This window comes from Bosea beijingensis (genome assembly GCF_030758975.1).
Lineage (GTDB): Bacteria > Pseudomonadota > Alphaproteobacteria > Rhizobiales > Beijerinckiaceae > Allobosea > Allobosea beijingensis.
Window position 1 is genome coordinate 1536957 of record NZ_CP132359.1, and the last position, 21483, is coordinate 1558439.

Annotated in this window: 22 protein-coding genes; 21 read left to right on the forward strand and 1 reads right to left on the reverse strand. The window is 66.0% G+C overall.

Features of this window, described 5'->3' with window-relative positions; genetic code table 11:
• The 20 genes from nuoF (at position 1) to queA (ending at position 19433) form a co-directional block, all read left to right on the forward strand.
• Positions 1–1305: an NADH-quinone oxidoreductase subunit NuoF gene (gene nuoF, locus Q9235_RS07465; protein WP_306226179.1), complete on the forward strand. Its 1305-nt coding sequence runs from the start codon at positions 1–3 to the stop codon at positions 1303–1305.
• Positions 1306–1309: 4 nt separating this feature from the next.
• Entirely contained in the window at positions 1310–3373 is a 2064-nt protein-coding gene (nuoG, locus tag Q9235_RS07470) for an NADH-quinone oxidoreductase subunit NuoG (RefSeq protein WP_306226180.1), read from the forward strand.
• A gap of 6 nt (positions 3374–3379) precedes the next feature.
• Positions 3380–4432: an NADH-quinone oxidoreductase subunit NuoH gene (nuoH, locus tag Q9235_RS07475; RefSeq protein WP_306226181.1), complete on the forward strand. Its 1053-nt coding sequence runs from the start codon at positions 3380–3382 to the stop codon at positions 4430–4432.
• Entirely contained in the window at positions 4429–4665 is a 237-nt protein-coding gene (locus Q9235_RS07480) for a hypothetical protein (RefSeq protein ID WP_306226182.1), read from the forward strand. The genes nuoH and Q9235_RS07480 overlap by 4 nt, the downstream gene beginning before the upstream one ends.
• A 20-nt stretch (positions 4666–4685) precedes the next feature.
• Positions 4686–5174: an NADH-quinone oxidoreductase subunit NuoI gene (gene nuoI / locus Q9235_RS07485; RefSeq protein WP_306226183.1), complete on the forward strand. Its 489-nt coding sequence runs from the start codon at positions 4686–4688 to the stop codon at positions 5172–5174.
• Between the two features lie 280 nt (positions 5175–5454).
• Positions 5455–6078, forward strand: a complete 624-nt coding sequence (locus Q9235_RS07490; protein WP_306226184.1) for an NADH-quinone oxidoreductase subunit J — start codon at positions 5455–5457, stop codon at positions 6076–6078.
• Positions 6078–6386 carry an NADH-quinone oxidoreductase subunit NuoK gene (gene nuoK, locus Q9235_RS07495; protein ID WP_047575211.1) on the forward strand — a complete coding sequence of 103 codons (309 nt, stop codon included), beginning with the start codon at positions 6078–6080 and terminating at the stop codon, positions 6384–6386. The genes Q9235_RS07490 and nuoK overlap by 1 nt, the downstream gene beginning before the upstream one ends.
• 29 nt (positions 6387–6415) lie before the next feature.
• Positions 6416–8437, forward strand: coding sequence for an NADH-quinone oxidoreductase subunit L (nuoL, locus tag Q9235_RS07500; RefSeq protein WP_306226185.1), 2022 nt, complete (start codon positions 6416–6418; stop codon positions 8435–8437).
• A gap of 1 nt (position 8438) precedes the next feature.
• Complete coding sequence (locus Q9235_RS07505; protein ID WP_306226186.1) at positions 8439–9959, forward strand: NADH-quinone oxidoreductase subunit M; 1521 nt, start codon at positions 8439–8441, stop codon at positions 9957–9959.
• Between the two features lie 9 nt (positions 9960–9968).
• Complete coding sequence (nuoN, locus tag Q9235_RS07510) at positions 9969–11396, forward strand: NADH-quinone oxidoreductase subunit NuoN (RefSeq protein WP_306226187.1); 1428 nt, start codon at positions 9969–9971, stop codon at positions 11394–11396.
• An 11-nt stretch (positions 11397–11407) separates the two neighbouring features.
• Positions 11408–12166 carry a biotin--[acetyl-CoA-carboxylase] ligase gene (locus Q9235_RS07515; protein ID WP_306226188.1) on the forward strand — a complete coding sequence of 253 codons (759 nt, stop codon included), beginning with the start codon at positions 11408–11410 and terminating at the stop codon, positions 12164–12166.
• Between the two features lie 110 nt (positions 12167–12276).
• Positions 12277–13947 (forward strand): ribonuclease J, encoded by a 1671-nt coding sequence (locus tag Q9235_RS07520; RefSeq protein ID WP_306226189.1) that lies wholly within the window; start codon positions 12277–12279, stop codon positions 13945–13947.
• Positions 13948–13980: 33 nt separating this feature from the next.
• Complete coding sequence (gene mce / locus Q9235_RS07525; protein ID WP_306226190.1) at positions 13981–14385, forward strand: methylmalonyl-CoA epimerase; 405 nt, start codon at positions 13981–13983, stop codon at positions 14383–14385.
• A gap of 5 nt (positions 14386–14390) precedes the next feature.
• Positions 14391–14798 carry a RidA family protein gene (locus Q9235_RS07530; protein WP_306226191.1) on the forward strand — a complete coding sequence of 136 codons (408 nt, stop codon included), beginning with the start codon at positions 14391–14393 and terminating at the stop codon, positions 14796–14798.
• Positions 14795–15025: a DUF1467 family protein gene (locus Q9235_RS07535; protein ID WP_306226192.1), complete on the forward strand. Its 231-nt coding sequence runs from the start codon at positions 14795–14797 to the stop codon at positions 15023–15025. The genes Q9235_RS07530 and Q9235_RS07535 overlap by 4 nt, the downstream gene beginning before the upstream one ends.
• 397 nt (positions 15026–15422) lie before the next feature.
• A complete protein-coding gene (locus Q9235_RS07540) occupies positions 15423–16055 on the forward strand; it encodes a DUF1062 domain-containing protein (protein WP_306226193.1) in 633 nt (210 codons plus the stop codon).
• A gap of 480 nt (positions 16056–16535) precedes the next feature.
• Positions 16536–17087 (forward strand): peptidylprolyl isomerase, encoded by a 552-nt coding sequence (locus tag Q9235_RS07545; RefSeq protein ID WP_306226194.1) that lies wholly within the window; start codon positions 16536–16538, stop codon positions 17085–17087.
• A gap of 44 nt (positions 17088–17131) precedes the next feature.
• Entirely contained in the window at positions 17132–17776 is a 645-nt protein-coding gene (locus tag Q9235_RS07550; RefSeq protein WP_306226195.1) for a hypothetical protein, read from the forward strand.
• Positions 17776–18246: a peptidylprolyl isomerase gene (locus Q9235_RS07555; RefSeq protein WP_091859044.1), complete on the forward strand. Its 471-nt coding sequence runs from the start codon at positions 17776–17778 to the stop codon at positions 18244–18246. The genes Q9235_RS07550 and Q9235_RS07555 overlap by 1 nt, the downstream gene beginning before the upstream one ends.
• A gap of 101 nt (positions 18247–18347) precedes the next feature.
• The gene (gene queA / locus Q9235_RS07560; RefSeq protein ID WP_306226196.1) at positions 18348–19433 is read left to right on the forward strand and encodes a tRNA preQ1(34) S-adenosylmethionine ribosyltransferase-isomerase QueA; all 1086 of its coding nucleotides are present in this window, start codon (positions 18348–18350) and stop codon (positions 19431–19433) included.
• A 119-nt stretch (positions 19434–19552) separates the two neighbouring features.
• Here the strand turns inward: queA and Q9235_RS07565 are convergent, their stop codons facing one another.
• Positions 19553–20581: a purine-nucleoside phosphorylase gene (locus tag Q9235_RS07565; protein ID WP_306226197.1), complete on the reverse strand. Its 1029-nt coding sequence runs from the start codon at positions 20579–20581 to the stop codon at positions 19553–19555.
• 180 nt (positions 20582–20761) lie between these two features.
• Between Q9235_RS07565 and Q9235_RS07570 the strand changes: the two genes are divergently transcribed.
• Complete coding sequence (locus Q9235_RS07570) at positions 20762–21424, forward strand: tetratricopeptide repeat protein (protein ID WP_306226198.1); 663 nt, start codon at positions 20762–20764, stop codon at positions 21422–21424.
• Positions 21425–21483 lie beyond the last annotated feature (59 nt).

Genomic DNA, 21483 nt, shown 5'->3' on the forward strand with positions numbered 1-21483 from the left:
ATGCTCGCAGATCGCGATCGCATCTTCACCAATCTCTACGGCCTGCATGACCGTACCCTGAAGGGTGCGATCCAGCGCGGCGGCTGGGATGGCACCAAGTTCATCCTGGAGCAGGGCCGGGACTGGATCATCGACGAGATGAAGAAGTCCGGCCTGCGCGGCCGCGGCGGCGCCGGCTTCCCGACCGGGCTGAAATGGTCGTTCATGCCCAAGGTCAGCGACGGGCGCCCGCATTACCTCGTCGTCAATGCCGACGAGTCGGAGCCGGGCACCTGCAAGGATCGCGAGATCATGCGCAACGACCCGCATACGCTGGTCGAGGGCTGCCTGATCGCCTCCTTCGCCATGGGCGCGCATGCGGCCTATATCTACATCCGTGGCGAGTATGTCCGCGAGCGCGAGGCGCTGCAGCGCGCCGTCGACGAGGCCTATGAGGCCAGGCTCATCGGCAAGGATAACGTCCACGGCTATCCCTTTGATCTCTATGTGCATCACGGCGCCGGCGCCTATATCTGCGGCGAAGAGACGGCGCTGCTGGAGAGCCTCGAGGGCAAGAAGGGCATGCCGCGGCTGAAGCCGCCATTCCCGGCCAATATGGGCCTCTACGGCTGCCCGACCACGGTGAACAACGTCGAGTCGATCGCCGTCGCCCCGACCATCCTGCGCCGCGGCGCGAGCTGGTTCTCCTCGATCGGCACGCCGAACAATGTCGGCACCAAGCTGTTCTGCGTCTCGGGCCATGTGAACAAGCCCTGCAACGTCGAAGAGGCGATGGGCCTGACCTTCCGCGAGCTGATCGACAAGCATTGCGGCGGCATCCGCGGCGGCTGGGACAATCTCAAGGCCGTCATCCCCGGCGGTTCGTCGGTGCGCATGGTCCCAGCCGAGCAGATCATCGACACCCCGATGGATTTCGACTCGCTCTCGAAGCTGCGTTCCGGCCTCGGCACGGCGGCGGTGATCGTGATGGACAAGTCGACCGACATCGTCCGCGCCATCGCCCGCATCAGCCATTTCTACAAGCATGAGAGCTGCGGCCAGTGTACGCCTTGCCGCGAAGGCACGGGCTGGATGTGGCGCGTCATGGAGCGCATGGCCGAAGGCCGCGCCCAGAAGCGCGAGATCGACATGCTGCTCGACGTCACCAAGCAGATCGAGGGCCACACGATCTGCGCGCTCGGCGACGCCGCGGCCTGGCCGATCCAGGGCCTGATCGCGCATTTCCGTCACGAGATCGAGCAGCGCATCGACGACTATGCCGCCAACCCGCACAGCGAGCCTGTGCGCCTGATGGCGGCGGAGTGAGACCATGACGAAACTCCTCATCGACGGCATCGAGGTCGACGTTCCGCCTGAGTACACCGTGCTCCAGGCTTGCGAGGCGGCGGGCGTCGAGGTGCCGCGCTTCTGCTTCCACGAGCGTCTCTCGATCGCCGGCAACTGCCGCATGTGCCTCGTCGAGGTGAAGGGTGGCCCGCCGAAGCCGCAGGCCTCCTGCGCCATCGGCGTGCGCGACCTGCGCCCCGGCCCGAACGGCGAGCCGCCGGTCGTCCTGACCAAGTCGCCGATGGTCAAGAAGGCCCGCGAAGGGGTGATGGAGTTCCTGCTCATCAACCACCCGCTCGATTGCCCGATCTGCGACCAGGGCGGCGAGTGCGACCTGCAGGATCAGGCGATGGCCTATGGCGCGGACACCTCGCGCTATGCCGAGAACAAGCGCGCGGTCGAGGACAAGTATATCGGCCCGCTGGTCAAGACGCAGATGACGCGCTGCATCCAGTGTACGCGCTGCGTCCGCTTCACCACCGAGGTGGCCGGCGCCTCTGATCTCGGCGCCATCGGCCGCGGCGAGGACATGGAGATCACGACCTATCTCGAGCAGGCGATGGCGTCGGAGCTCCAGAGCAACGTCGTCGATCTCTGCCCGGTCGGCGCGCTGACCTCGAAGCCCTACCAGAACAAGGCCCGTCCCTGGGAGCTCTCGAAGACCGAGAGCATCGACGTGATGGACGCGGTCGGCTCTGCCATCCGCGTCGACTCGCGCGGCAAGGAAGTGATGCGCATCCTGCCCCGCCTCAACGAGGCGGTGAACGAGGAGTGGATCTCCGACAAGACCCGCCACGTCGCCGACGGCCTCAAGACCCAGCGCCTCGACCGGCCCTATATCCGCGAGAATGGCCGCCTGCGTCCGGCAAGCTGGAACGAGGTGTTCGCCGCCATCGCCGCCAAGGTGAAGGCGACGGCCCCTGAGAAGATCGGCGCCATCGCCGGCGATCTCGCCGCGGTCGAGGACATGTTCGCGCTGAAGAGCCTGATCGTCTCGCTCGGCTCCGCCAATCTCGATGCCCGCCAGGATGGCACCAGGCTGCATCCGAAGTTCGGCCGCGCGTCCTACGTCCTCAACGCCGGCATCGCCGGCATCGAGGATGCGACCTCGCTGCTGATCATCGGCTCGAACCCGCGCCGCGAGGCGCCGATCCTGAACGCCCGCATCCGCAAGCGCTGGCTGCGTGGCGATCTCAAGGTCTCCGTCATCGGCGAGAAGGCCGACCTGACCTATACCTACGAATATCTCGGCGCCGGCCCGGAGACGCTGGCCGAGGTCGTGAAGTCGGCCGCCGCTGCCGGCGGCAAGCCGATGGTGCTGGTCGGGCAGGGCGCTCTTTCCCGCGCTGACGGTGAGGCCGTGCTCTCGCTCGCCGCCAAGGCGGCGCAGGCGCTCGGCGCCGTCGCTGAGGGCTGGAACGGCTTCGGCGTGATCCATACCGCCGCTTCCCGCGTCGGCGCGCTCGATCTCGGCTTCGTGCCGGGCGAGGGGGGGCTTGACGCGGCTGCGATGGTCAAGCCGGGAGCGCTCGATGTGCTCTTCCTGCTCGGAGCCGACGAGATCGAGGTGCCGGAAGGTGCTTTCGTCGTCTACCAGGGCACGCATGGCGACAAGGGTGCCCACCGCGCCGACGTCATCCTGCCGGGCGCTGCCTATACCGAGAAGTCCGGCACCTATGTGAACACGGAAGGTCGTGTGCAGATGGGCGACCGCGCCACCTTCCCGCCGGGCGATGCCCGCGAGGACTGGGCGATCCTGCGCGCGCTCTCGGCAACGCTAGGCAAGACGCTGCCCTTCGACTCGCTGTCCGGCTTGCGCAAGGCGCTCTACGAGGCGCATCCGCATTTCGCGGCGCTCGACAGTCTTTCGATCAATGATGCGGCGGAGATCGGCAAGCTCGCCGGCATCGGCGGCAAGACCGACAAGGCGGGCTTCGCGCCCGTCGTCGCCGATTTCTATCAGACCAACCCGATCGCGCGTGCCTCCGCCATCATGGCGGAATGCTCGGCGCTGGCCTCCGGCCGGCATCAGCAGGCGGCGGAGTAAGCGGCCATGAACTGGGACCTCGTCCTCGATATCGCGATCATCCTCGGCAAGAGCCTGCTGCTGCTGGTCTGCCTGCTGGTCTTCATCGCCTATATCCTGCTGGCCGACCGCAAGGTCTGGGCGGCGGTGCAGCTTCGCCGTGGCCCGAACGTGGTCGGACCCTGGGGCCTGTTCCAGAGCTTCGCGGACCTGATCAAGTTCGCGCTCAAGGAGCCGATCATCCCGTCCGGCGCCAACAAGGGCATCTTCCTGCTGGCGCCCTTCATCTCCTGCCTGCTGGCGCTCGGCGCCTGGGCGGTGATCCCGGTGGCGGAAGGCTGGGCGATCGCCGACATCAATGTCGGCGTGCTCTATATCCTCGCGATCTCCTCGCTCGGCGTCTACGGCATCATCATGGCCGGCTGGGCTTCGAACTCGAAATACCCGTTCATGAGCGCGCTGCGCTCGGCGGCGCAGATGGTCTCCTACGAGGTCTCGATCGGCTTCGTGATCATCACCGTGCTGCTCTGCGTCGGCTCGCTGAACCTCTCGGCGGTGGTCGAGGCGCAGCAGAACCGAGGGCTGGCTCACGCGCTGGGCGTGCCGTGGCTTTCGATCCTGAACTGGTACTTCATCCCGCTCTTCCCGATGTTCGTGGTCTTCTTCATCTCGGCTCTGGCCGAGACGAACCGGCCGCCCTTCGATCTGGCCGAGGCGGAATCCGAGCTCGTGGCGGGCTTCATGGTCGAGTATTCCTCGACCCCGTACCTGCTGTTCATGCTCGGCGAATACGTGGCGATCATGACCATGTGCTCGCTGACCACGATCCTGTTCCTCGGCGGCTGGGCGCCGCCGGTCGCGCTGCCGCCCTTCACCTGGCTGCCCGGCGTGTTCTGGTTCGCGCTCAAGGTCTGCCTCGTGTTCTTCATGTTCGCGCTGGTGAAGGCCTTCGTGCCGCGCTACCGCTACGACCAGTTGATGCGCCTGGGCTGGAAGGTCTTCCTGCCGCTCTCGCTCGCCTGCGTGGTGATCGTGGCGCTGGTGCTGCAGTTGACCGGCTGGGGGCCGGTGGCGGGATGAGTTGGGCCGGCCCGCTCGGTGCCCTGATCGGCTTCGGGCTCGGCCTGCTGGAATACCGGCTGATGTCGGCTGTGGTGATCGGGGCGCTCCGGCGCACGGATCGCTCGGAGACGCAGGCCGAGAAGGATGATTACGAGCGCCGCATCCGCATCCTGCGGGCGGTGCTGGTTGTAATGACGATCGGCTTGATGCCGATCCTTGGTTTCGTGATCGGCCGGACGTTGTTCGGCTGAGGATGTAAAGGACGAAGGCGATGTCACTCGCGCAAGCCGCAAGGGGCCTGCTGCTGAAGGAGTTCGTCGGGGCTATCGGCCTGTCGATGCGCTATTTCTTCAAGCCGAAGGCGACGCTGAACTACCCGTTCGAGAAGGGCCAGCTTTCGCCGCGCTTCCGTGGCGAGCATGCGCTGCGCCGCTATCCGAACGGCGAGGAGCGCTGCATCGCCTGCAAGCTCTGCGAGGCGATCTGCCCGGCGCAGGCCATCACCATCGAAGCCGGCCCGCGCCGCAACGACGGCACGCGCCGTACCACCCGTTACGACATCGACATGACCAAGTGCATCTACTGTGGCTTCTGCCAGGAAGCCTGCCCGGTCGATGCCATCGTCGAGGGGCCGAATTTCGAGTTCGCGACCGAGACCCGCGAGGAGCTGTTCTACGACAAGGACAGGCTGCTCGCGAACGGCGCGCGCTGGGAACGCGAGATCGCGCGCAACATCGCGATGGACGCGCCTTATCGGTGACGTTTTCTGACCGCCTCAGGGCGGTCATCCCGGGCGACCGTAGGAGACCCGGGATCCATGCCTGAACCTTTGCCGGGGGCATTCCGGCATGGATCCCGGCTCTCCGCTTCGCTGCGGCCGGGATGACGGCGTGGAAACAGAGTGAGACCAGACCCGCCGTGCGGTTGTCCCGCCCGGCGGGCCTGATTATAGACGCTCCAAATGGCTCGGGGTCCATTGAGTCCCGGAGCACGAACCAAACGAGGACCGCGCCGAAAAGGGGCGGGAAGGGCTGGCCGAGATGAATGCCGCAGCGGCTTTCTTCTATCTCTTCGCAGGGGTGACCGTGGCATCCGCCTTCATGGTGGTGGCCTCGCGCAACCCCGTGCATTCGGTGCTCTACCTGATCCTGGCCTTCGTCAACGCGGCCGGGCTGTTCATGCTGCTCGGCGCCGAGTTCCTCGCGATGCTGCTGGTCGTCGTCTATGTCGGCGCGGTCGCGGTGCTCTTCCTCTTCGTGGTGATGATGCTCGATGTCGATTTTGCCGAGTTCCGCCAGGGCTTCCTGAACTACCTGCCGATCGGCGCGCTGATAGGCTTCATCTTCGCCGTCGAGCTGCTGCTGGTCGTCGGCGCCTGGGTCATCGATCCGCAGATCGTCAAGGCGCCGGTCGCCGCGATCCCTGCGGGCATCTCGAACACCGAGGCGCTCGGCCGCGTGCTCTACACCCAGTATGTCTATTACTTCCAGGCGGCCGGCCTCGTGCTGCTCGTCGCCATGATCGGCGCGATCGTGCTGACCCTGCGGGACCGTCCCGGCATCAAGCGCCAGCATGTCCCGACCCAGAACGCCCGTACCAAGGACGCGGCGATGGCGGTCAAGCAGGTGCCCTCGCGCGCCGGCGTTCCCGAGGAGATGGCGTGATGACGATCGGACTGGGCCATTATCTCGCCGTCAGCGCCATCCTGTTCACGCTCGGCGTGCTCGGCATCTTCATCAACCGCAAGAACGTCATCGTCATCCTGATGTCGGTCGAGCTCATCCTGCTCTCGGTCAACATCAACTTCGTCGCTTTCTCGAGCTTCCTGAACGACATCGTCGGCCAGGTCTTCGCGCTGCTCGTGCTCACGGTGGCGGCGGCTGAGGCCGCGATCGGCCTCGCCATTCTCGTCGTCTACTTCCGCAACCGCGGCACGATCGCGGTGGAAGACATCAACATGATGAAAGGCTGAGCGCGCCCCAGCGCCTGGACCTCACTGCCATGTATCACGCGATCGTCTTCCTCCCTCTCATCGGCTTCCTGATCGCCGGCCTGTTCGGCCGGCTGATCGGCGCGCGCGGCTCCGAGATCGTCACGACCTCGCTGCTGATCGTCTCCGCGCTCCTCTCCTGGGTCGCGTTCGTTCAGGTCGGCTTCGGTTCCGGCACGACCCGCGTGCAGGTCGCGAACTGGATCTCGTCCGGCCAGCTCCAGATCGACTGGGCTTTCCGCATCGATACGCTGACGGCGGTGATGCTGGTCGTGGTCAACACCGTCTCCAGCCTCGTGCATCTCTATTCGATCGGCTACATGCACGAGGACGAGCATCGCTCGCGCTTCTTCGCCTATCTCTCGCTCTTCACCTTCGCCATGCTGATGCTGGTGACGTCGGACAACCTCGTCCAGATGTTCTTCGGCTGGGAAGGCGTCGGTCTCGCTTCCTATCTCCTGATCGGCTTCTGGTATCAGAAGCCCTCGGCCAATGCGGCCGCGATGAAGGCGTTCATCGTCAACCGCGTCGGCGATTTCGGCTTCTCGCTCGGCATCTTCCTCGTCTTCGTCCTGTTCGGCTCGGTCGGCTTCGACGCGATCTTCCCGCGCGCCGGCGAGGTGGCGAGCCAAAGCTTCCGCTTCCTGGGCTATGACTGGAACGCCCTGACCCTGACCTGCCTGCTGCTCTTCATGGGCGCGATGGGCAAGTCGGCGCAGTTCCTGCTGCACACCTGGCTGCCGGACGCGATGGAAGGCCCGACTCCGGTCTCCGCGCTTATCCATGCCGCGACCATGGTCACCGCCGGGGTCTTCATGCTGGCGCGCCTGTCGCCGGTCTTCGAATATGCTCCCGTCGCGCTGACAGTCGTCGTCGTCTTCGGCGCCACCACCGCCTTCTTCGCGGCAACGGTCGGCCTCGTGCAGAACGACATCAAGCGCGTCATCGCCTATTCGACCTGCTCGCAGCTCGGCTACATGTTCGTCGCGCTCGGCGTCGGCAATTATGGCGCCGGCATCTTCCACCTCTTCACCCACGCCTTCTTCAAGGCGCTGCTCTTCTTGGGCGCCGGCTCGGTCATCCATGCGATGCATCACGAGCAGGACATGCGCCACATGGGCGGCCTCCGGAAGCACATCCCGATCACCGCCGCTGCGATGACGATCGGCACGCTGGCGCTGACCGGCGTCGGCATCCCCGGCACCATTTTCGGCTTCGCCGGCTTCTTCTCGAAGGACGCGATTGTCGAGAGCGCCTATGCCTCCGCGCTGGGACTTGGCGGCTTCGCCTCGTCCTATGCCTTCATCCTGCTGGTGGTCGCGGCCTGCATGACCTCGTTCTACTCCTGGCGCCTCTATTTCATGACCTTCGAGGGCGCGCCGCGCTGGGGCCGTGGGCACGACTCGCATGGCCACGACCATGGCGACCATGCGCATGGCCATGATGATCACGGCCACGGCCATGACCACACCCCGCATGAGAGCCCCTGGGTGATGCTCATCCCGCTCGTCGTGCTGTCGATCGGCGCGATCCTGGCCGGCGTCCTCTTCAAGGAGGCCTTCATCGGCCACGACTTCGAGCAATTCTGGAAGTCGGCCCTGTTCATCGGCAAGGACAACAAAATCCTGGAAGCCATGCATGGCGTGCCGACCTGGGTCGCATTCTCGCCCTTCGTGGCGATGGTGATCGGCTTCGCGCTGGCCTGGTACATGTATGTCCGGCGGCCGGATATCCCGGGCAAGCTGGCTGCCGCCAACCCGGCGCTCTACCAGTTCCTGCTCAACAAGTGGTATTTCGACGAGCTCTACGACTTCCTGTTCGTGCGTCCGTCGAAATGGCTCGGCCGCTTCCTCTGGAAGAAGGGCGACGGCTTCGTCATCGACGGCTTCGGTCCTGACGGCGTCTCGGCCCGCGTGGTCGACGTCACCAACCGGGTGGTCCGGCTGCAGACCGGCTATCTGTATCACTATGCCTTCGCCATGCTCATCGGTGTCGCTGGGCTCGTGACCTGGTATCTCTTGGCTCGCGGGTGAGATGATGTCCTTCTTCGGCTTCGGTATCCTCACCGGTCTTCTGGTTCTGCCGCTGGTCGGCGCCATCCTGATCATCGTCCAGCGCGGCGATCAGTCGGCCGTCGATTCCAATGCGCGCTGGATCGCTCTGTTCACGACGGTCCTGACCTTCGCTCTCGCCTGCGTCGCCTGGAGTCGGTTCGACACCGCCAATCCCGGCTTTCAGCTTGTCGAGACCCACGCCTGGGTCTCGGATGCGATCAAGTTCAAGCTCGGCGTCGACGGGTTCTCCTTCCCCTTCATCGTGCTGACGGCGTTCCTGATGCCGTTCTGCATCATCGCCTCCTGGACCTCGGTCCAGAAGCGCGTGCGCGAATACATGATCGCGTTCCTGGTGCTGGAAGCGCTGATGATCGGCGTCTTCGCGGCGCTCGACCTCGTGCTGTTCTACCTGTTCTTCGAGGCAGGCCTGATCCCGATGTTCCTGATCATCGGCATCTGGGGCGGCAAGCGGCGCGTCTACGCCTCCTACAAGTTCTTCCTCTACACGCTGCTCGGCTCGGTGCTGATGCTGCTCGCCGTGATGGCGATGTACTGGAACGCCGGCACCACCGACATCCCTACGCTGCTGGCGCACAAGTTCCCGTCGCAGATGCAGACCTGGCTGTGGCTGGCCTTCTTCGCCTCCTTCGCGGTGAAGATGCCGATGTGGCCGGTCCATACCTGGCTGCCCGATGCCCACGTCGAGGCGCCGACCGCCGGCTCGGTCGTCCTGGCGGCGATCCTGCTGAAGATGGGCGGCTACGGCTTCATCCGCTTCTCGATCCCGATGTTCCCGGAAGCCTCGGCACTGTTCGCGCCGATGGTCTTCGCCCTCTCTGTCGTCGCCATCGTCTACACCTCGCTGGTGGCGCTGATGCAGGAGGACATGAAGAAGCTGATCGCCTATTCCTCGGTCGCCCATATGGGCTTCGTGACGATGGGCCTCTTCACCCTGACGCCGCAGGGCATCCAGGGCGCGATGTTCCAGATGGTCAGCCACGGGCTGGTCTCCGGCGCGCTCTTCCTCTGCGTCGGCGTGATCTACGACCGCATGCACACCCGCGAGATCGCGGCCTATGGCGGCCTCGTGAAGCGGATGCCGGCCTATGCCGTCATGTTCATGGTCTTCACCATGGCCAATGTCGGCCTGCCCGGCACGGCCGGCTTCGTCGGCGAATTCCTGACGCTGCTCGGCGCCTTCCGCGCCAATCCCTGGGTGGCGTTCTTCGCGACGTCCGGTGTCATCCTCTCGGCGGCCTACGCGCTCTGGCTCTATCGCCGGGTCGTGTTCGGCGAACTGGTGAAGCCCGAGCTGAAGGACATCAAGGACCTGAACGTCCGCGAATACGTGACGCTGGTCCCGCTCGTCCTGCTGACGATCTGGTACGGCATCCAGCCGCACACGATCCTCGACGCCTTCGCGGCGCCGACCGAAGCGCTCATCAAGAACTATCAGGCAGCCCTCGCCGTCGCGAAGACGGCGCTGGCGGTCGCGCAGTAAGGTCTCGTCATGGCTCTGCCCGCTCTCGGCCCGGCCCTGCCGGAAATCATCCTCGCCCTCGGCGCCATTGCCATGGTGCTGGTCGGCGCGATCCAGGGCGAGCGCTCGACGCGCCTGCTCGAAGGGCTGGCGCTGGCGCTGCTGGCGGTCGCACTGGTCATGGTCGTGTCCGGCACCGGCAAGATGCTGACCTTCAACGACGGCTTCATCGTCGACGGTTTCGCTCGCTTCATGAAGGTGCTGACGCTGCTCGGTGCCGGCGCCGCGATCCTGCTGTCGGCCGATACGCTGCGGCGCCAGGGCACGATGCGCTTCGAGTTCCCGATCCTCGTCGTGCTCTCGACCATCGGCATGATGATGATGATCTCGGCCAACGATCTCATCAGCCTCTATGTCGGCCTCGAACTGCAGTCGCTGGCGCTCTATGTCGTCGCCGCCTTCGACCGCGACAACGCGAAGTCGACCGAGGCCGGCCTGAAGTATTTCGTGCTCGGCGCGCTCTCCTCCGGCATGCTGCTCTATGGCGGCTCGCTGGTCTATGGCTTCACCGGCACCGTAACCTTCCCGGGCATCGCGGCTGCGACGGCCGGCGGCCATGCCGGCATCGGCCTCATCCTCGGCATCGTCTTCATCGCGGCCGGCGTCGCCTTCAAGATCTCGGCCGTGCCGTTCCACATGTGGACTCCGGACGTCTACGAGGGCGCGCCCACCCCGGTCGCCGCCTTCTTCGCATCGGCGCCCAAGATGGCCGCCATGGCGATGGTGATCCGCGTCTTCATCGGCGCCTTCCCCGGCGCGATCCATGACTGGCGCCAGATCATCGTCTTCATCTCGATCGCATCGATGGGCCTCGGCGCCTTCGCCGCGATCGGCCAGCGCAACATCAAGCGCCTGCTCGCTTATTCCTCGATCGCCAATATGGGCTATGCGCTGGTCGGCCTCGCTGCCGGCACGGCCGAGGGCGTGCAGGGTGTTATGACCTATATGGCGATCTATCTCGCCACGACGCTCGCTGCCTTCGCCTGCGTGCTGATGATGCGCCGCGACGGCAAGCTCGTCGAGGACATCTCGGAGCTCGCCGGCCTGTCCCGCACCAATGGCTGGATGGCTTTCGCGATGGCGATGATGATGTTCTCGCTTGCCGGCATCCCGCCGCTCGCCGGCTTCTGGGCCAAGTGGTACGTCTTCCTGGCCGCGATCAATGCCAAGCTTTATGTGCTCGCCGTGATCGGCGTGCTGACCAGCGTCGTCGGCGCCTATTACTACCTGCGCCTCGTCAAGGTGATGTATTTCGACGAGCCGAAGCCGGCCTTCGAAAAGGCCGATCTCGGCGTGCGCACCGTATTGCTGGTCTCGGCGATCTTCGTGCTGGTGCTCTCGCTGGTTCCTGCGCCGCTGTTCGACTCGGCGGCCGCCGCGGCGAAGTCGCTCTTCTGAGCTGGCGACGCGTGCTTGGTGAGGCCGCGCGCGCCGCGGGCTATCGTCTGATCGTCCGTGACGAGGTCGGCTCCACCATGGAGGAGGCCCGTCGTGCGCTCGACCAGGGCGAGCCGGGCAAGCTCTGGATCGTTGCCCGCAGCCAGAACGCCGGCCGCGGGCGCCATGGCCGGCAATGGGGCTCCCCGCCCGGCAATCTCTACGCCAGCCTGCTGCTGACCGATCCGTGCGAGCCCGCACTGGCGCCTCAACTTGGCTTCGTCGTGGGCCTCGCCCTGCATGACGCCGCCGCGAAGCTGCTCGGCCCGGCCGCCTCCGGCCTCAGGTTGAAATGGCCCAACGACCTGCTGCTTGGTCGCGCCAAGACCTCCGGCCTGCTGCTGGAGGGCGAGAGTCGGGCAGGGCGCTTCAACGTCATCGTGGGCTGCGGCGTCAACATCGCGTCCTGCCCGGCGGACACGCCCTATCCCGCGACCTTCCTTAAGGCCACCGCTCCCCAGGCCAATGTCGAGGCCATGCTGACGGGCCTGAGCGACGCCTTCGCCCAGCGCTTTGCCATCTGGTCGCAACCCGGCGGTTTCGGCCCGACCCGCGCCGCCTGGCTGGAGCGCGCCGCCTTCCTCGGCGAGACCATCACCATCCGCCTGCCCGAGGGGCCGCTCGCCGGCACCTTCATCGGCCTCGACCCGACGGGGCGCCTCGAACTCGAAACCGAAGCCGGCCGGCGCGTGATCGATGCCGGTGACCTCTTCTTCGGCCTACCCGCCTGATCCTGCCATCGCTCGACCTCCGTCGATCTGGAGGCTAAATCGCTGGCGTGCTAGGGCTCCTTGCCATCACGCGGCATTAGATCAAGCCACTGCCACAATCAGGATTGCCAGTGACCCGCTCCAGCGACCAGCTCGTTTTCGTTCCCCTCGGCGGCCTCGGCGAGATCGGCATGAACGCCGCTCTCTACGGCTTCGGGCCCGAGGGCCGACGAAAGTGGATCCTGGTCGATTGCGGCCTGTCCTTTGCCGGGCCGGAGGCGCCGGGCGTCGATATCGTCCTGCCCGACCTGCGCTACATCATCGAGGAACGGGCGAACCTCCTCGGCATCGTCATCACCCACGCCCATGAGGATCATATCGGCGCGCTCGCCGCGCTTTGGCCCTCGCTACGCGCACCGGTTTATTGCACGCGCTTCGCCGCGGGCCTGCTCGCGACACGCCGCCTCTCCGAGCCCGGCGCGCCCAATGTCGAGATCAATGTCGTTCCGCAGGGCGGGGCGATCACGCTCGGCCCGTTCGACATCGAGTTCGTGCCTGTGGCCCATTCGATCCCGGAATCGAACGCGCTCGCGATCCGCACGCCGGCCGGCCTCGTCGTCCATACCGGCGACTGGAAGATCGACCCGACTCCGCGCGTCGGCCTGCCGACCGACGAGAAGCGCCTGCGCGAGCTCGGCGACGAAGGCGTGCTGGCGCTGGTCTGCGATTCCACCAATGTCATGCGCGACGGCACCAGCCCGAGCGAGGCCGATGTCGCCGCCAAGATGAAGGAACTGGTCGCGTCCGCACCGGGGCGCGTCGCCGTCACCACCTTCGCCTCCAATGTCGCGCGCCTGCGCGCCGTCGCGGAAGCCGCGATGGCCAACGACCGCGAGGTCGTGGTCGTCGGTCGCGCCATGGACCGCGTCATCGACGTCGCCCGCGAATGCGGCTATCTCGACGGCATCCCCGGTTTCCGTGCGGTCGACGCCTATGGCTACCTGCCGCGCGACAAGGTCGTCGCCCTGGTCACCGGCAGCCAGGGCGAGCCGCGTGCCGCGCTCTCGCGCATCGCCTCGGACGACCATCCCGAGATCGCCCTCTCGCCGGGCGACCGCGTGATCTTCTCGTCGCGCACCATCCCCGGCAACGAGAAATCGGTCGGCAACATCCTGAACGCGCTCGCCCGCGACAAGATCGAGATCATCACCGACCGGACGCATCTCGTCCATGTCTCCGGTCACCCCCGCCGCGAGGAGATGGCCCGTCTCTATGGTTGGCTGAAGCCGCAGATCGCGATCCCCGCCCATGGCGAGGACCTGCATTTGTCTGAGCACGAAACCTTCGCCCGCAGCCTGGGCGTCAAGCACGTCCTGCGCGCCGGCAATGGCGACGTCGTCGCGATCTCGGGAGAGGGCGCCCGCAAGGTCGACGAAGTCCAGCATGGCCGGCTCTACCAGGACGGCTCGCTCTTGGTGAATGCGCTGGAGCGGACGATCCAGGAGCGTCGCCGCCTGTCCTTCGCCGGCATCGTCTCGATCGCGGTCGCAATCGACGACAAGGGCGGCGTCGCCGGCGAGCCGGAGATCGCCGTGCTCGGCCTGCCGCCGCGCACGCTCGGCGGCATCGATTTCGACGAGTTCGTCGCCGATACCGTCGGCGATCTCATCGACAATATCCCCAAGGCCCGCCGCCGCGACCCCGAGGCCTTGCGCAACGCGCTGGAGCGTGGCGTGCGCAGCGCTGTCAACGAGGAGTGGGGCAAGAAGCCGCTGGTGCATGCGCTGGTGGTCGAGGTGTAGAAAGGCCGCATAGCCACGCCGGAGAGGATGCAGATGATCGGACGCCTGAACCACGTCGCCATAGCGGTGAAGGACCTCGAAGCCTCGACGGCGCTCTATCGCGACACGCTCGGCGCGCGGGTCTCGCAGCCGCAGGCCGAGCCGGAGCACGGCGTCACCGTCGTCTTCGTCGAGCTGCCCAACACCAAGATCGAGTTGCTGGAGCCGCTCGGCGCCGATTCGCCGGTCGCCAAGTTCCTCGAGCGCAACGCCGATGGCGGCATCCACCACATCTGCTACGAGGTCGACGACATACTCGCAGCGCGGGATCGCCTGAAGACGCAAGGCGCGCGCGTCCTCGGCTCCGGCGAGCCGCGCATCGGCGCCCATGGCAAGCCGGTGCTGTTCCTGCACCCCAAGGATTTCCTGGGCACGCTGGTCGAACTCGAACAGGCCTGACGACGATGACCGACTTCGCTTCGACCGAGATCGCTTTCCTGGGCCAGCCCGAGGCCGGCTCGCCACGCCCCTTCAGCGCTGCCACCGTTGCCGGAGGGCTAGTCTTCGTCTCCGGCCATTCGGCGCCGCATGATCCGGCCCGCGGCATCCACCGTGGCGAGACGCCGGCCGCAGAGGTCCGCAATGCGCTCGGCCACATTGCGAAGATCCTCGCGGAAGCCGGAAGCTCGCTCGACCGCGTCGTTCAGATGACGATGCTGATCACCGACCCTGCCGACTATGCCGCCTGCAATGCCGAATATGTGAAGCATTTCCCCGGCGGCCTGCCGGCCCGGCACACCGCACGCTTCGGCGTGCCGACCGAGGCGAAGGTCGCCTTCTCCTGCATCGCGCTCGCCGGGAAGACAGCATGAACATCGTCGGCAGCCTCGCCCTCTATTTCGTGATCTGGTGGATCACGCTCTTCGCGGTGCTGCCCTTCGGCATCCGCAGCCAGCATGAAGCGGGCGATTTCGTGGCCGGCACCGAACCCGGCGCGCCGGTGCTGCCCGGGCTGCTGAAGAAGGCGGTCATCACCTCGCTGCTCGCGGCGGTGATCTTCGCCGTCGTCTGGTATGTCTGGGCGACCTACGACCTCTGACACGGCTTCGCGCGGAGCGTGTTGAGGCGTTTTCGCGCGACGTTGCAGAATTATCTCATGCCGCGCGGTTCTTCCTGCTTTGGGCCGCGCACGGCTCCCGCTGACGCGGATCGCCTGCTATCGCTGACGTCGAAGAGCGTTGGCACGTCGAGGTAGGCTTTGCCTAAGTAAGTCCGGTCTCAATCCAGTTCACCCGTACAGCCGGTGGCGGCCTGCCATCGGCGTATGAATACGTTCGTCGGGTGGCGGCGAGAGACCGGTTTGGCATTGTCCAATGTGCCAGTACAGCGCCCGCTGTCTCTGCTCTTCGCCCGCCTGAAGCACCGCCATACCGCTCCCGACAAGGGTTTCTCACGCGCCATCTTGGTGAACTTCCGAATGGAAGACCAAGACTGCTATGTGCGCGAAACTTCGGGTCCGCTGGACCATCACGCCGCAAATCCCTCCCCAACCCTGGATAAACTGCAACGGCTGCGGCGGGCCGAGAGCCTTCCGCTCCAGCGGAAAGGTAAGGCTCAACGCCAATGGCCGCAGCCTCGATGCCTGGCTGATCTACAGATGCGTCGACTGCGACAAGACCTGGAACCGCCCGATCTTCGAGCGGCGGAACATCCGCGACATTGAGCCCCGTATTCTCGCGGCGCTTCAGTCCAATGATCCGCTCTGGATTCAGGCGGAAGCGTTCGACCTCGACGCCTTGCGACGCAAGGCGCGGCGCATCGACGAATTCCCGGAATGCAGCATCGTCAAGGATGTCCTGTGCGAGGTCCGCCACTGGACGCATCTGGCGATTGAACTGACGGTTCCGTTTCCGGTCAGCCTGCGACTGGATCGTATGCTGGCGTCCGAGCTGGGGCTTTCACGAACGCGACTGCAGGTGCTCCATGATCAGGGCGCGCTTCGCTTCGCTTCCGGTCCTGCCGACAGCCTGCGGCGGCGCATCAGGTCCGGCACCGTCGTCGTGCTCGATCTGTCGGCGGAAGCCGGGCGGGAAGAGCTGTGGCGGCCTCTGGCGACCGGCGTTGCGTGAAGAGGGCGCCATCACTGCGATCTGTGGCCGGGAGCCACCTCTGTCCTTCCGGGTTTGCGCCTTTGGCGCGCCCCGGAATGACAAGGGCACTAGGTCAGGCGCACCCGTCCGAGGTACCGCGCAAGAAAAAAGGCAAGGCCGATGCCTTGCCTTTGATAGTCCGCTTTTACCGCTGCACCGGCACACGTCTTCGAAAAGCGTGCGACTCGTTTTGCAAGGCGGGCGTTTGTTCCTCCCAAGACCTGGTCCGCAGCGCTTCGACCCGCAAAGCGCTCCCAGCGCTGGAAGGATTAGCCGATTGTGACGGCGCTGTCATCAGTTTAGGCAGTTCAAGCCTGGAATTTTTGCAAGATTAGTCTTCTTTGCACTTGTGCAGTGCAGCAAGGGCAGGTGTCGGATCGACGCAATGCCTTGTTCCGGCCAAAGGATAGGGCTATCGACCGGCATCCGCCGGGCTCACTGGCGGCCATGGAGATCTTCATGCTGCGCAGCTCGCTCGCCGCCCTTGCCGTCGTCGCCTCGTTCGGTTTCGCCCAGGCCCAGACGCCGAAGCCCGATCCGGAGAACACTGTCATCCTCGAGACCAAGGACGGCCCGGTGACGATCCGCCTGCGGCCGGACCTGGCGCCGAAGCATGTCCAGCAGATCAAGGCGCTGGTGAAGCGCGGCTTCTATGACGGCATCGTCTTCCACCGCGTCATCGACGGCTTCATGGCCCAGACCGGCGACCCGACCGGCACCGGCACCGGCAAGTCCGACCTGCCGAACCTGCCCGCCGAATTCACCCCCACGCCCTACAAGGTCGGCTCGCTCGGCATGGCCCGTTCATCCTCGCCGGACTCGGCCAATTCGCAGTTCTTCATCTGCTACGAGGGCTGCGGCTCGCTGACCGGCCAGTACACGCTCTTCGGCGAGGTCGTCTCCGGCATGGACGCCGTGCGCAAGATCAAGAAGGGCTCCAGCGCCAATAACGGCCAGGTGAGCGGCCCGGACAAGATCGTCCGCATGCGCATGCAGGCCGACGCCAAGTAAGCCGGCATAGAGCGGGGCAGGGCGAGCCGGGGAGGGGTACGGCGATGGTTCGGACGGCCCTGATCGGGATCGCCCTGGCGCTCGGCGTCAATGGAGCGCTCGCGCAGGACACGCGCGATCTCGGCCTGCCGCCGCCCTCCGGTTCGCAGAATCCGGTTCTGCCTCCGCCTTCGGGCTCGCAGAACCCGATCCTGCCGCCGCAGAGCGGCCAGCGCTACAATCCCGGTGTCGGCGGGCCCTTCAGCGGCAATGACGTGCCGGGCCTGGATCAGCGCCGGCTCGGTACGCCGCGCGTCCTGCAGGGCGGCGGCGAGATCGGCCTGATCGGCCAGGTCACGCCTGACGAGCCGCAGGACGGCACCGAAACCGTCGACCGGCTCGACCAGATCGCCCCGGCGCTCCGGCGCTGCTGGAGTCCGCCGCCATTGCCAGGCGAGCTCACCGGCGCGATGGTCTCGCTCCGCTTCAGCCTCCGGCGCGACGGCAGCCTCTTCGGCCAGCCGCGCGTCACCTGGGAGACGAAGCGCGGCGATGCCGAATTCCAGCGGCGCTTCAGCGAATCCGCCGTCGCCGCCATCCGCTACTGCACGCCGATGAGGTTGTCGGCGGGCCTCGGAGCGAGTATCGCGGGGCGACCCTTCACCATCCGCTTCCACGGCCGCGCGCGGCTCAATGAAAGGCAGACCTGATGTCCCTCGATCCCGAGAACACCCTCGTCATGGAAACCACTAAGGGCAAGGTGGTGATCAAGCTGCGTCCGGATCTCGCGCCGGGCCATGTCGAGCGCATCAAGCTGCTCGCCCGCGAGGGTTTCTATGACGGCATCGTCTTCCATCGCGTCATCGACGGCTTCATGGCCCAGGTCGGCTGCCCGCACGGCACCGGCACGGGCGGCTCGAGCTATCCGGACCTGAAGCAGGAGTTCAACGCCGAGCCGCATGTCCGCGGCATCTGCTCGATGGCTCGCGCCCAGAACCCGAACTCGGCCAACAGCCAGTTCTTCATCGTGTTCGACGACGCCCGCTTCCTCGACAAGCAGTACACCGTCTGGGGGGAAGTCGTCGAAGGCATGGACAATGTCGATCTGATCAAGCGCGGCGAGCCGGTGCGCGATCCCGACTCGATCGTCTCGATGAAGGTGATGGCCGACGCGGCCTGATCTTCGATAGTTTGAGGCGAGCCCTCATCCCGGGACGCGAGCGGCGCTCGCAGCCAATGGGGTGAGGGCTCGTTTCGTTTGACCAGAAGGACGCTGCGGTCGTGAACGTCGATCTCTTCGATTTCGACCTGCCCGAGGATCGCATCGCGCTGCGGCCTGCAAGCCCGCGCGATGCGGCGCGATTGCTCGTAGTGCGCCCCGATGCGCCCGAGCCGCTGGAGGATCGCGGCATCCGCGATCTCGTCTCGCTGCTTCAGCCCGGTGATGCGCTCGTCCTCAACGACACCCGCGTCATCCCCTCGCGGCTGCGTGGCCGGCGTTATCGCGGCGCGGATTCGGCCCGTGTCGAGATCATGCTGCACAAGCGCGAGAGCGAGGATCGCTGGCTCGCCTTCGCCCGGCCGGCTAAGAAGCTTTCCGTCGGTGAACGCGTGGTTTTCGATTCGGAAGCCGCCAGCAATGCCTGCGAGCTCGGCCGCCTGCATGCCGAGGTCATCGCCAAGGGCGAGGGCGGCGAGGTCGAATTGCAGTTCAGCCTGACCGGCGCCTATCTCGACGAGGCGATCGCACGGCTCGGCGAATTGCCGCTGCCGCCCTATATCGCCGGCAAGCGCCCGACCGACAGCGCCGATACCACCGACTACCAGACGAACTTTGCTCGCAAGGACGGCGCCGTCGCCGCACCGACCGCGGGCCTGCATTTCACCCCGGAGCTGTTGGCGGCCTTGGAGGCGCGCGGCGTCAGCCGGCATTTCGTCACGCTCCATGTCGGTGCCGGCACCTTCCTGCCGGTAAAGGCTGATGATACCGACGAGCATCGCATGCATGCCGAATGGGGCACGGTCTCGCCCGAGACCGCTGCCGCGTTGAACGCCACTAAGGCGAAGGGCGGGCGCATCGTCTGCGTCGGCACGACCTCGCTGCGCCTGATCGAAAGCGCGGCGGCGGCAGATGGCACGATCCAGCCCTTCTCCGGCGACACTGCGATCTTCATCACGCCGGGTTACCGCTTCCGCGCGGTCGACATGCTGATGACGAATTTCCACCTGCCGCGCTCGACACTGTTCATGCTCGTCTCCGCCTTCTGCGGACTCGACATCATGAAACGGGCCTATGCCCATGCGATCGCAGAGCAATATCGCTTCTATTCCTACGGCGACGGCAGCTTGTTGTTCAGGACTGGGTGATACCCCGCAGCCGCCGTCATGCTCGGGCTTGACCCGAGCATCGCGGAAACCGGTGTCTTCTTGTCCTGAGATTCTCGGGTCGAAGCTGCGCTTCGCCCGCGAATGACGATCTCAGCCGCTCACTTCCCCGGCAGCGCTGGCGCGCCCTTCTGCCAGACCGGCCACTCCGCCACGATGTGATCGACCATCTTCGATCCGACGGCCTCGATATTGGCAACGGTCTCAGCGAAGCCGCCGGCCGTCTGGCCCGGCGCCGGGTCGAGATGCTGCAGCGTCGTCTCGTTCGGGTTGCCCTGGTCGAAATTGACCGCGCCGCGCAGGCTCATGATCCGGTCGGTGCCGAATTGCCGCTTGATCACCAGCGTGATCGCCGCGGCTTCCATCTCGGTGATCACATAATCGTCGGCGCCGTAGAGCTTGGCCATGTACTGCGCCTCTTTCGACAGGCCGGGCCCATGGAAGAAGGTGTCGCCGGTCATATGCGTGCCGACCTGCACGGAGGGCGCGGCCTGCGCCTGCTTGTCGGGATAGCGCATGCGGTACTGCTTGGCGGAATCCGAATCCTGCAGGTTGACGCCCGAGCCGAGCCTCACCGCCCATTTCACCAGCAGCGGGTTGAGCTGGAAGACGCGATAGGCCTCATAGCCCTTGCGCGGCATGAAGACGGGCTCGCCCGGCTTGCCTTCCTCCGGTGCCCAGCGATGGCCGAGATCGTAATCGACCAGCCAGCTCCCCCAGGAGACGTCGCCGATCGTGCCGCGCGAAGGCGGCGTGCCGGCAACGCCGCTCAGCACGAAATAGGCCTGCGAGAAATCATAGGCCGGGTCGAGCAGGATCGCCTGCATCGAGGACGAGGAATTGACCTTGCCCATCCCGAGCACGGCGCCGCAGACGCCGTCGCCGTTGCAGTAGACCGGCTTCAGCGCGCCCTTGACCTCATGTGGCCCACTCGCCTTCCAGTAGCGCTCGTACCAGTGCTGGAATTCGCCGGCCCGGTCGCCGGTATTCTCGCCGATCTCGAACATCGCGGCGATGAAGACCTTGACCTTGACCGGCTGGGTCTGCGCCGCGGCGGGCGTCGCCAGAGCCCCGAAGGCGGCAAAGCTGAGGGCGGCGAGGCCGGCCCGTCCGGTGATGGTCTGCGTCATGAAACTCTCCACGGCCGAAAGCTGAAAGGGCCGTCCGGGGCGGGCGCAGCAAGGGCCGGGTCAAATTTGCCACGGCGGGAGCGCGCTCGTCTATCGGGTGCGACGCTCCATGCGCTGAACCGGCTCGCATTCCCCGGCTGAAAATGCTACCGGGCTCCCAACAGGGATTTTGACAGTCAAATGGCCGATATTTTTCGCGAGATCGAAGAGGAAGTCCGTCGCGACCGAGCGGCGGAGCTTTGGAAGAAATATGGCTGGGTGATTTCCAGCCTCGCCGTGCTGGCTGTGCTTGCCGTTGCCGGATGGCAGTTCTGGCTGCATCGCGAGAATCAGGCCTCGCAGGCCGTCGGCGCACGCCTCGAAGCGGCGCTGAAATCCTCGCGCGATGGCGACGCTACCCAGGCCGAGACCATCCTGAAGGAGCTCTCGACCACGGCGCCGGCCGGCTACCGCCTGATCGCCCGCTTCCGCCTCGCGGCCGAGGCCGCCAAGCGCGATGCGGCTGCCGGCGCCACTGTGTTCGATGCGCTCGCCGCAGACGCCTCGCTCGACCAGACCTCCCGCGACCTCGCCAAGCTCCGTGCCGGCATCCTGCGCGTCGATCTCGCGGGCTATCCCGAGGTCAAGGCGGCTTTGGAGCCGCTGGCGGCCGCGCAGGGCGTCTGGCGCCACACCGCTCGCGAATTCCTCGGCATCGCGGCGCTCAAGGCCAATCTCTTCGAGGATGCCGGACGCTGGTTCGACGCCGCGATCACCGATCCGCAGGCGCCGGCGGCCCTGCGCCAGCGCGTCGAGCTCTATCTCGCTTTGGTCCGTGGCGGCCCCGTCACGGTGAAGAACTGAACCGGAGCTTGGCTCCAACGGCGCCGCCGCCCCGGCTGCTCGCGTCGGCGAGCCGGGAC

Excerpts from the sequence above, each read along its gene's own strand:
- mce (WP_306226190.1), top strand. The coding sequence starts at position 13,981 with ATGATCGGACGCCTGAACCACGTCGCCATAGCGGTGAAGGACCTCGAA.
- Q9235_RS07480 (WP_306226182.1), top strand. The coding sequence starts at position 4,429 with ATGAGTTGGGCCGGCCCGCTCGGTGCCCTGATCGGCTTCGGGCTCGGC.
- nuoL (WP_306226185.1), top strand. The coding sequence starts at position 6,416 with ATGTATCACGCGATCGTCTTCCTCCCTCTCATCGGCTTCCTGATCGCC.
- Q9235_RS07535 (WP_306226192.1), top strand. The coding sequence starts at position 14,795 with ATGAACATCGTCGGCAGCCTCGCCCTCTATTTCGTGATCTGGTGGATC.
- Q9235_RS07550 (WP_306226195.1), top strand. The coding sequence starts at position 17,132 with ATGGTTCGGACGGCCCTGATCGGGATCGCCCTGGCGCTCGGCGTCAAT.
- Q9235_RS07555 (WP_091859044.1), top strand. The coding sequence starts at position 17,776 with ATGTCCCTCGATCCCGAGAACACCCTCGTCATGGAAACCACTAAGGGC.
- Q9235_RS07505 (WP_306226186.1), top strand. The coding sequence starts at position 8,439 with ATGATGTCCTTCTTCGGCTTCGGTATCCTCACCGGTCTTCTGGTTCTG.
- nuoH (WP_306226181.1), top strand. The coding sequence starts at position 3,380 with ATGAACTGGGACCTCGTCCTCGATATCGCGATCATCCTCGGCAAGAGC.
- Q9235_RS07530 (WP_306226191.1), top strand. The coding sequence starts at position 14,391 with ATGACCGACTTCGCTTCGACCGAGATCGCTTTCCTGGGCCAGCCCGAG.
- nuoI (WP_306226183.1), top strand. The coding sequence starts at position 4,686 with ATGTCACTCGCGCAAGCCGCAAGGGGCCTGCTGCTGAAGGAGTTCGTC.
- Q9235_RS07570 (WP_306226198.1), top strand. The coding sequence starts at position 20,762 with ATGGCCGATATTTTTCGCGAGATCGAAGAGGAAGTCCGTCGCGACCGA.
- Q9235_RS07545 (WP_306226194.1), top strand. The coding sequence starts at position 16,536 with ATGCTGCGCAGCTCGCTCGCCGCCCTTGCCGTCGTCGCCTCGTTCGGT.
- nuoG (WP_306226180.1), top strand. The coding sequence starts at position 1,310 with ATGACGAAACTCCTCATCGACGGCATCGAGGTCGACGTTCCGCCTGAG.
- Q9235_RS07490 (WP_306226184.1), top strand. The coding sequence starts at position 5,455 with ATGAATGCCGCAGCGGCTTTCTTCTATCTCTTCGCAGGGGTGACCGTG.
- nuoK (WP_047575211.1), top strand. The coding sequence starts at position 6,078 with ATGACGATCGGACTGGGCCATTATCTCGCCGTCAGCGCCATCCTGTTC.
- nuoF (WP_306226179.1), top strand. The coding sequence starts at position 1 with ATGCTCGCAGATCGCGATCGCATCTTCACCAATCTCTACGGCCTGCAT.
- Q9235_RS07540 (WP_306226193.1), top strand. The coding sequence starts at position 15,423 with ATGTGCGCGAAACTTCGGGTCCGCTGGACCATCACGCCGCAAATCCCT.
- nuoN (WP_306226187.1), top strand. The coding sequence starts at position 9,969 with ATGGCTCTGCCCGCTCTCGGCCCGGCCCTGCCGGAAATCATCCTCGCC.
- Q9235_RS07565 (WP_306226197.1), bottom strand. The coding sequence starts at position 20,581 with ATGACGCAGACCATCACCGGACGGGCCGGCCTCGCCGCCCTCAGCTTT.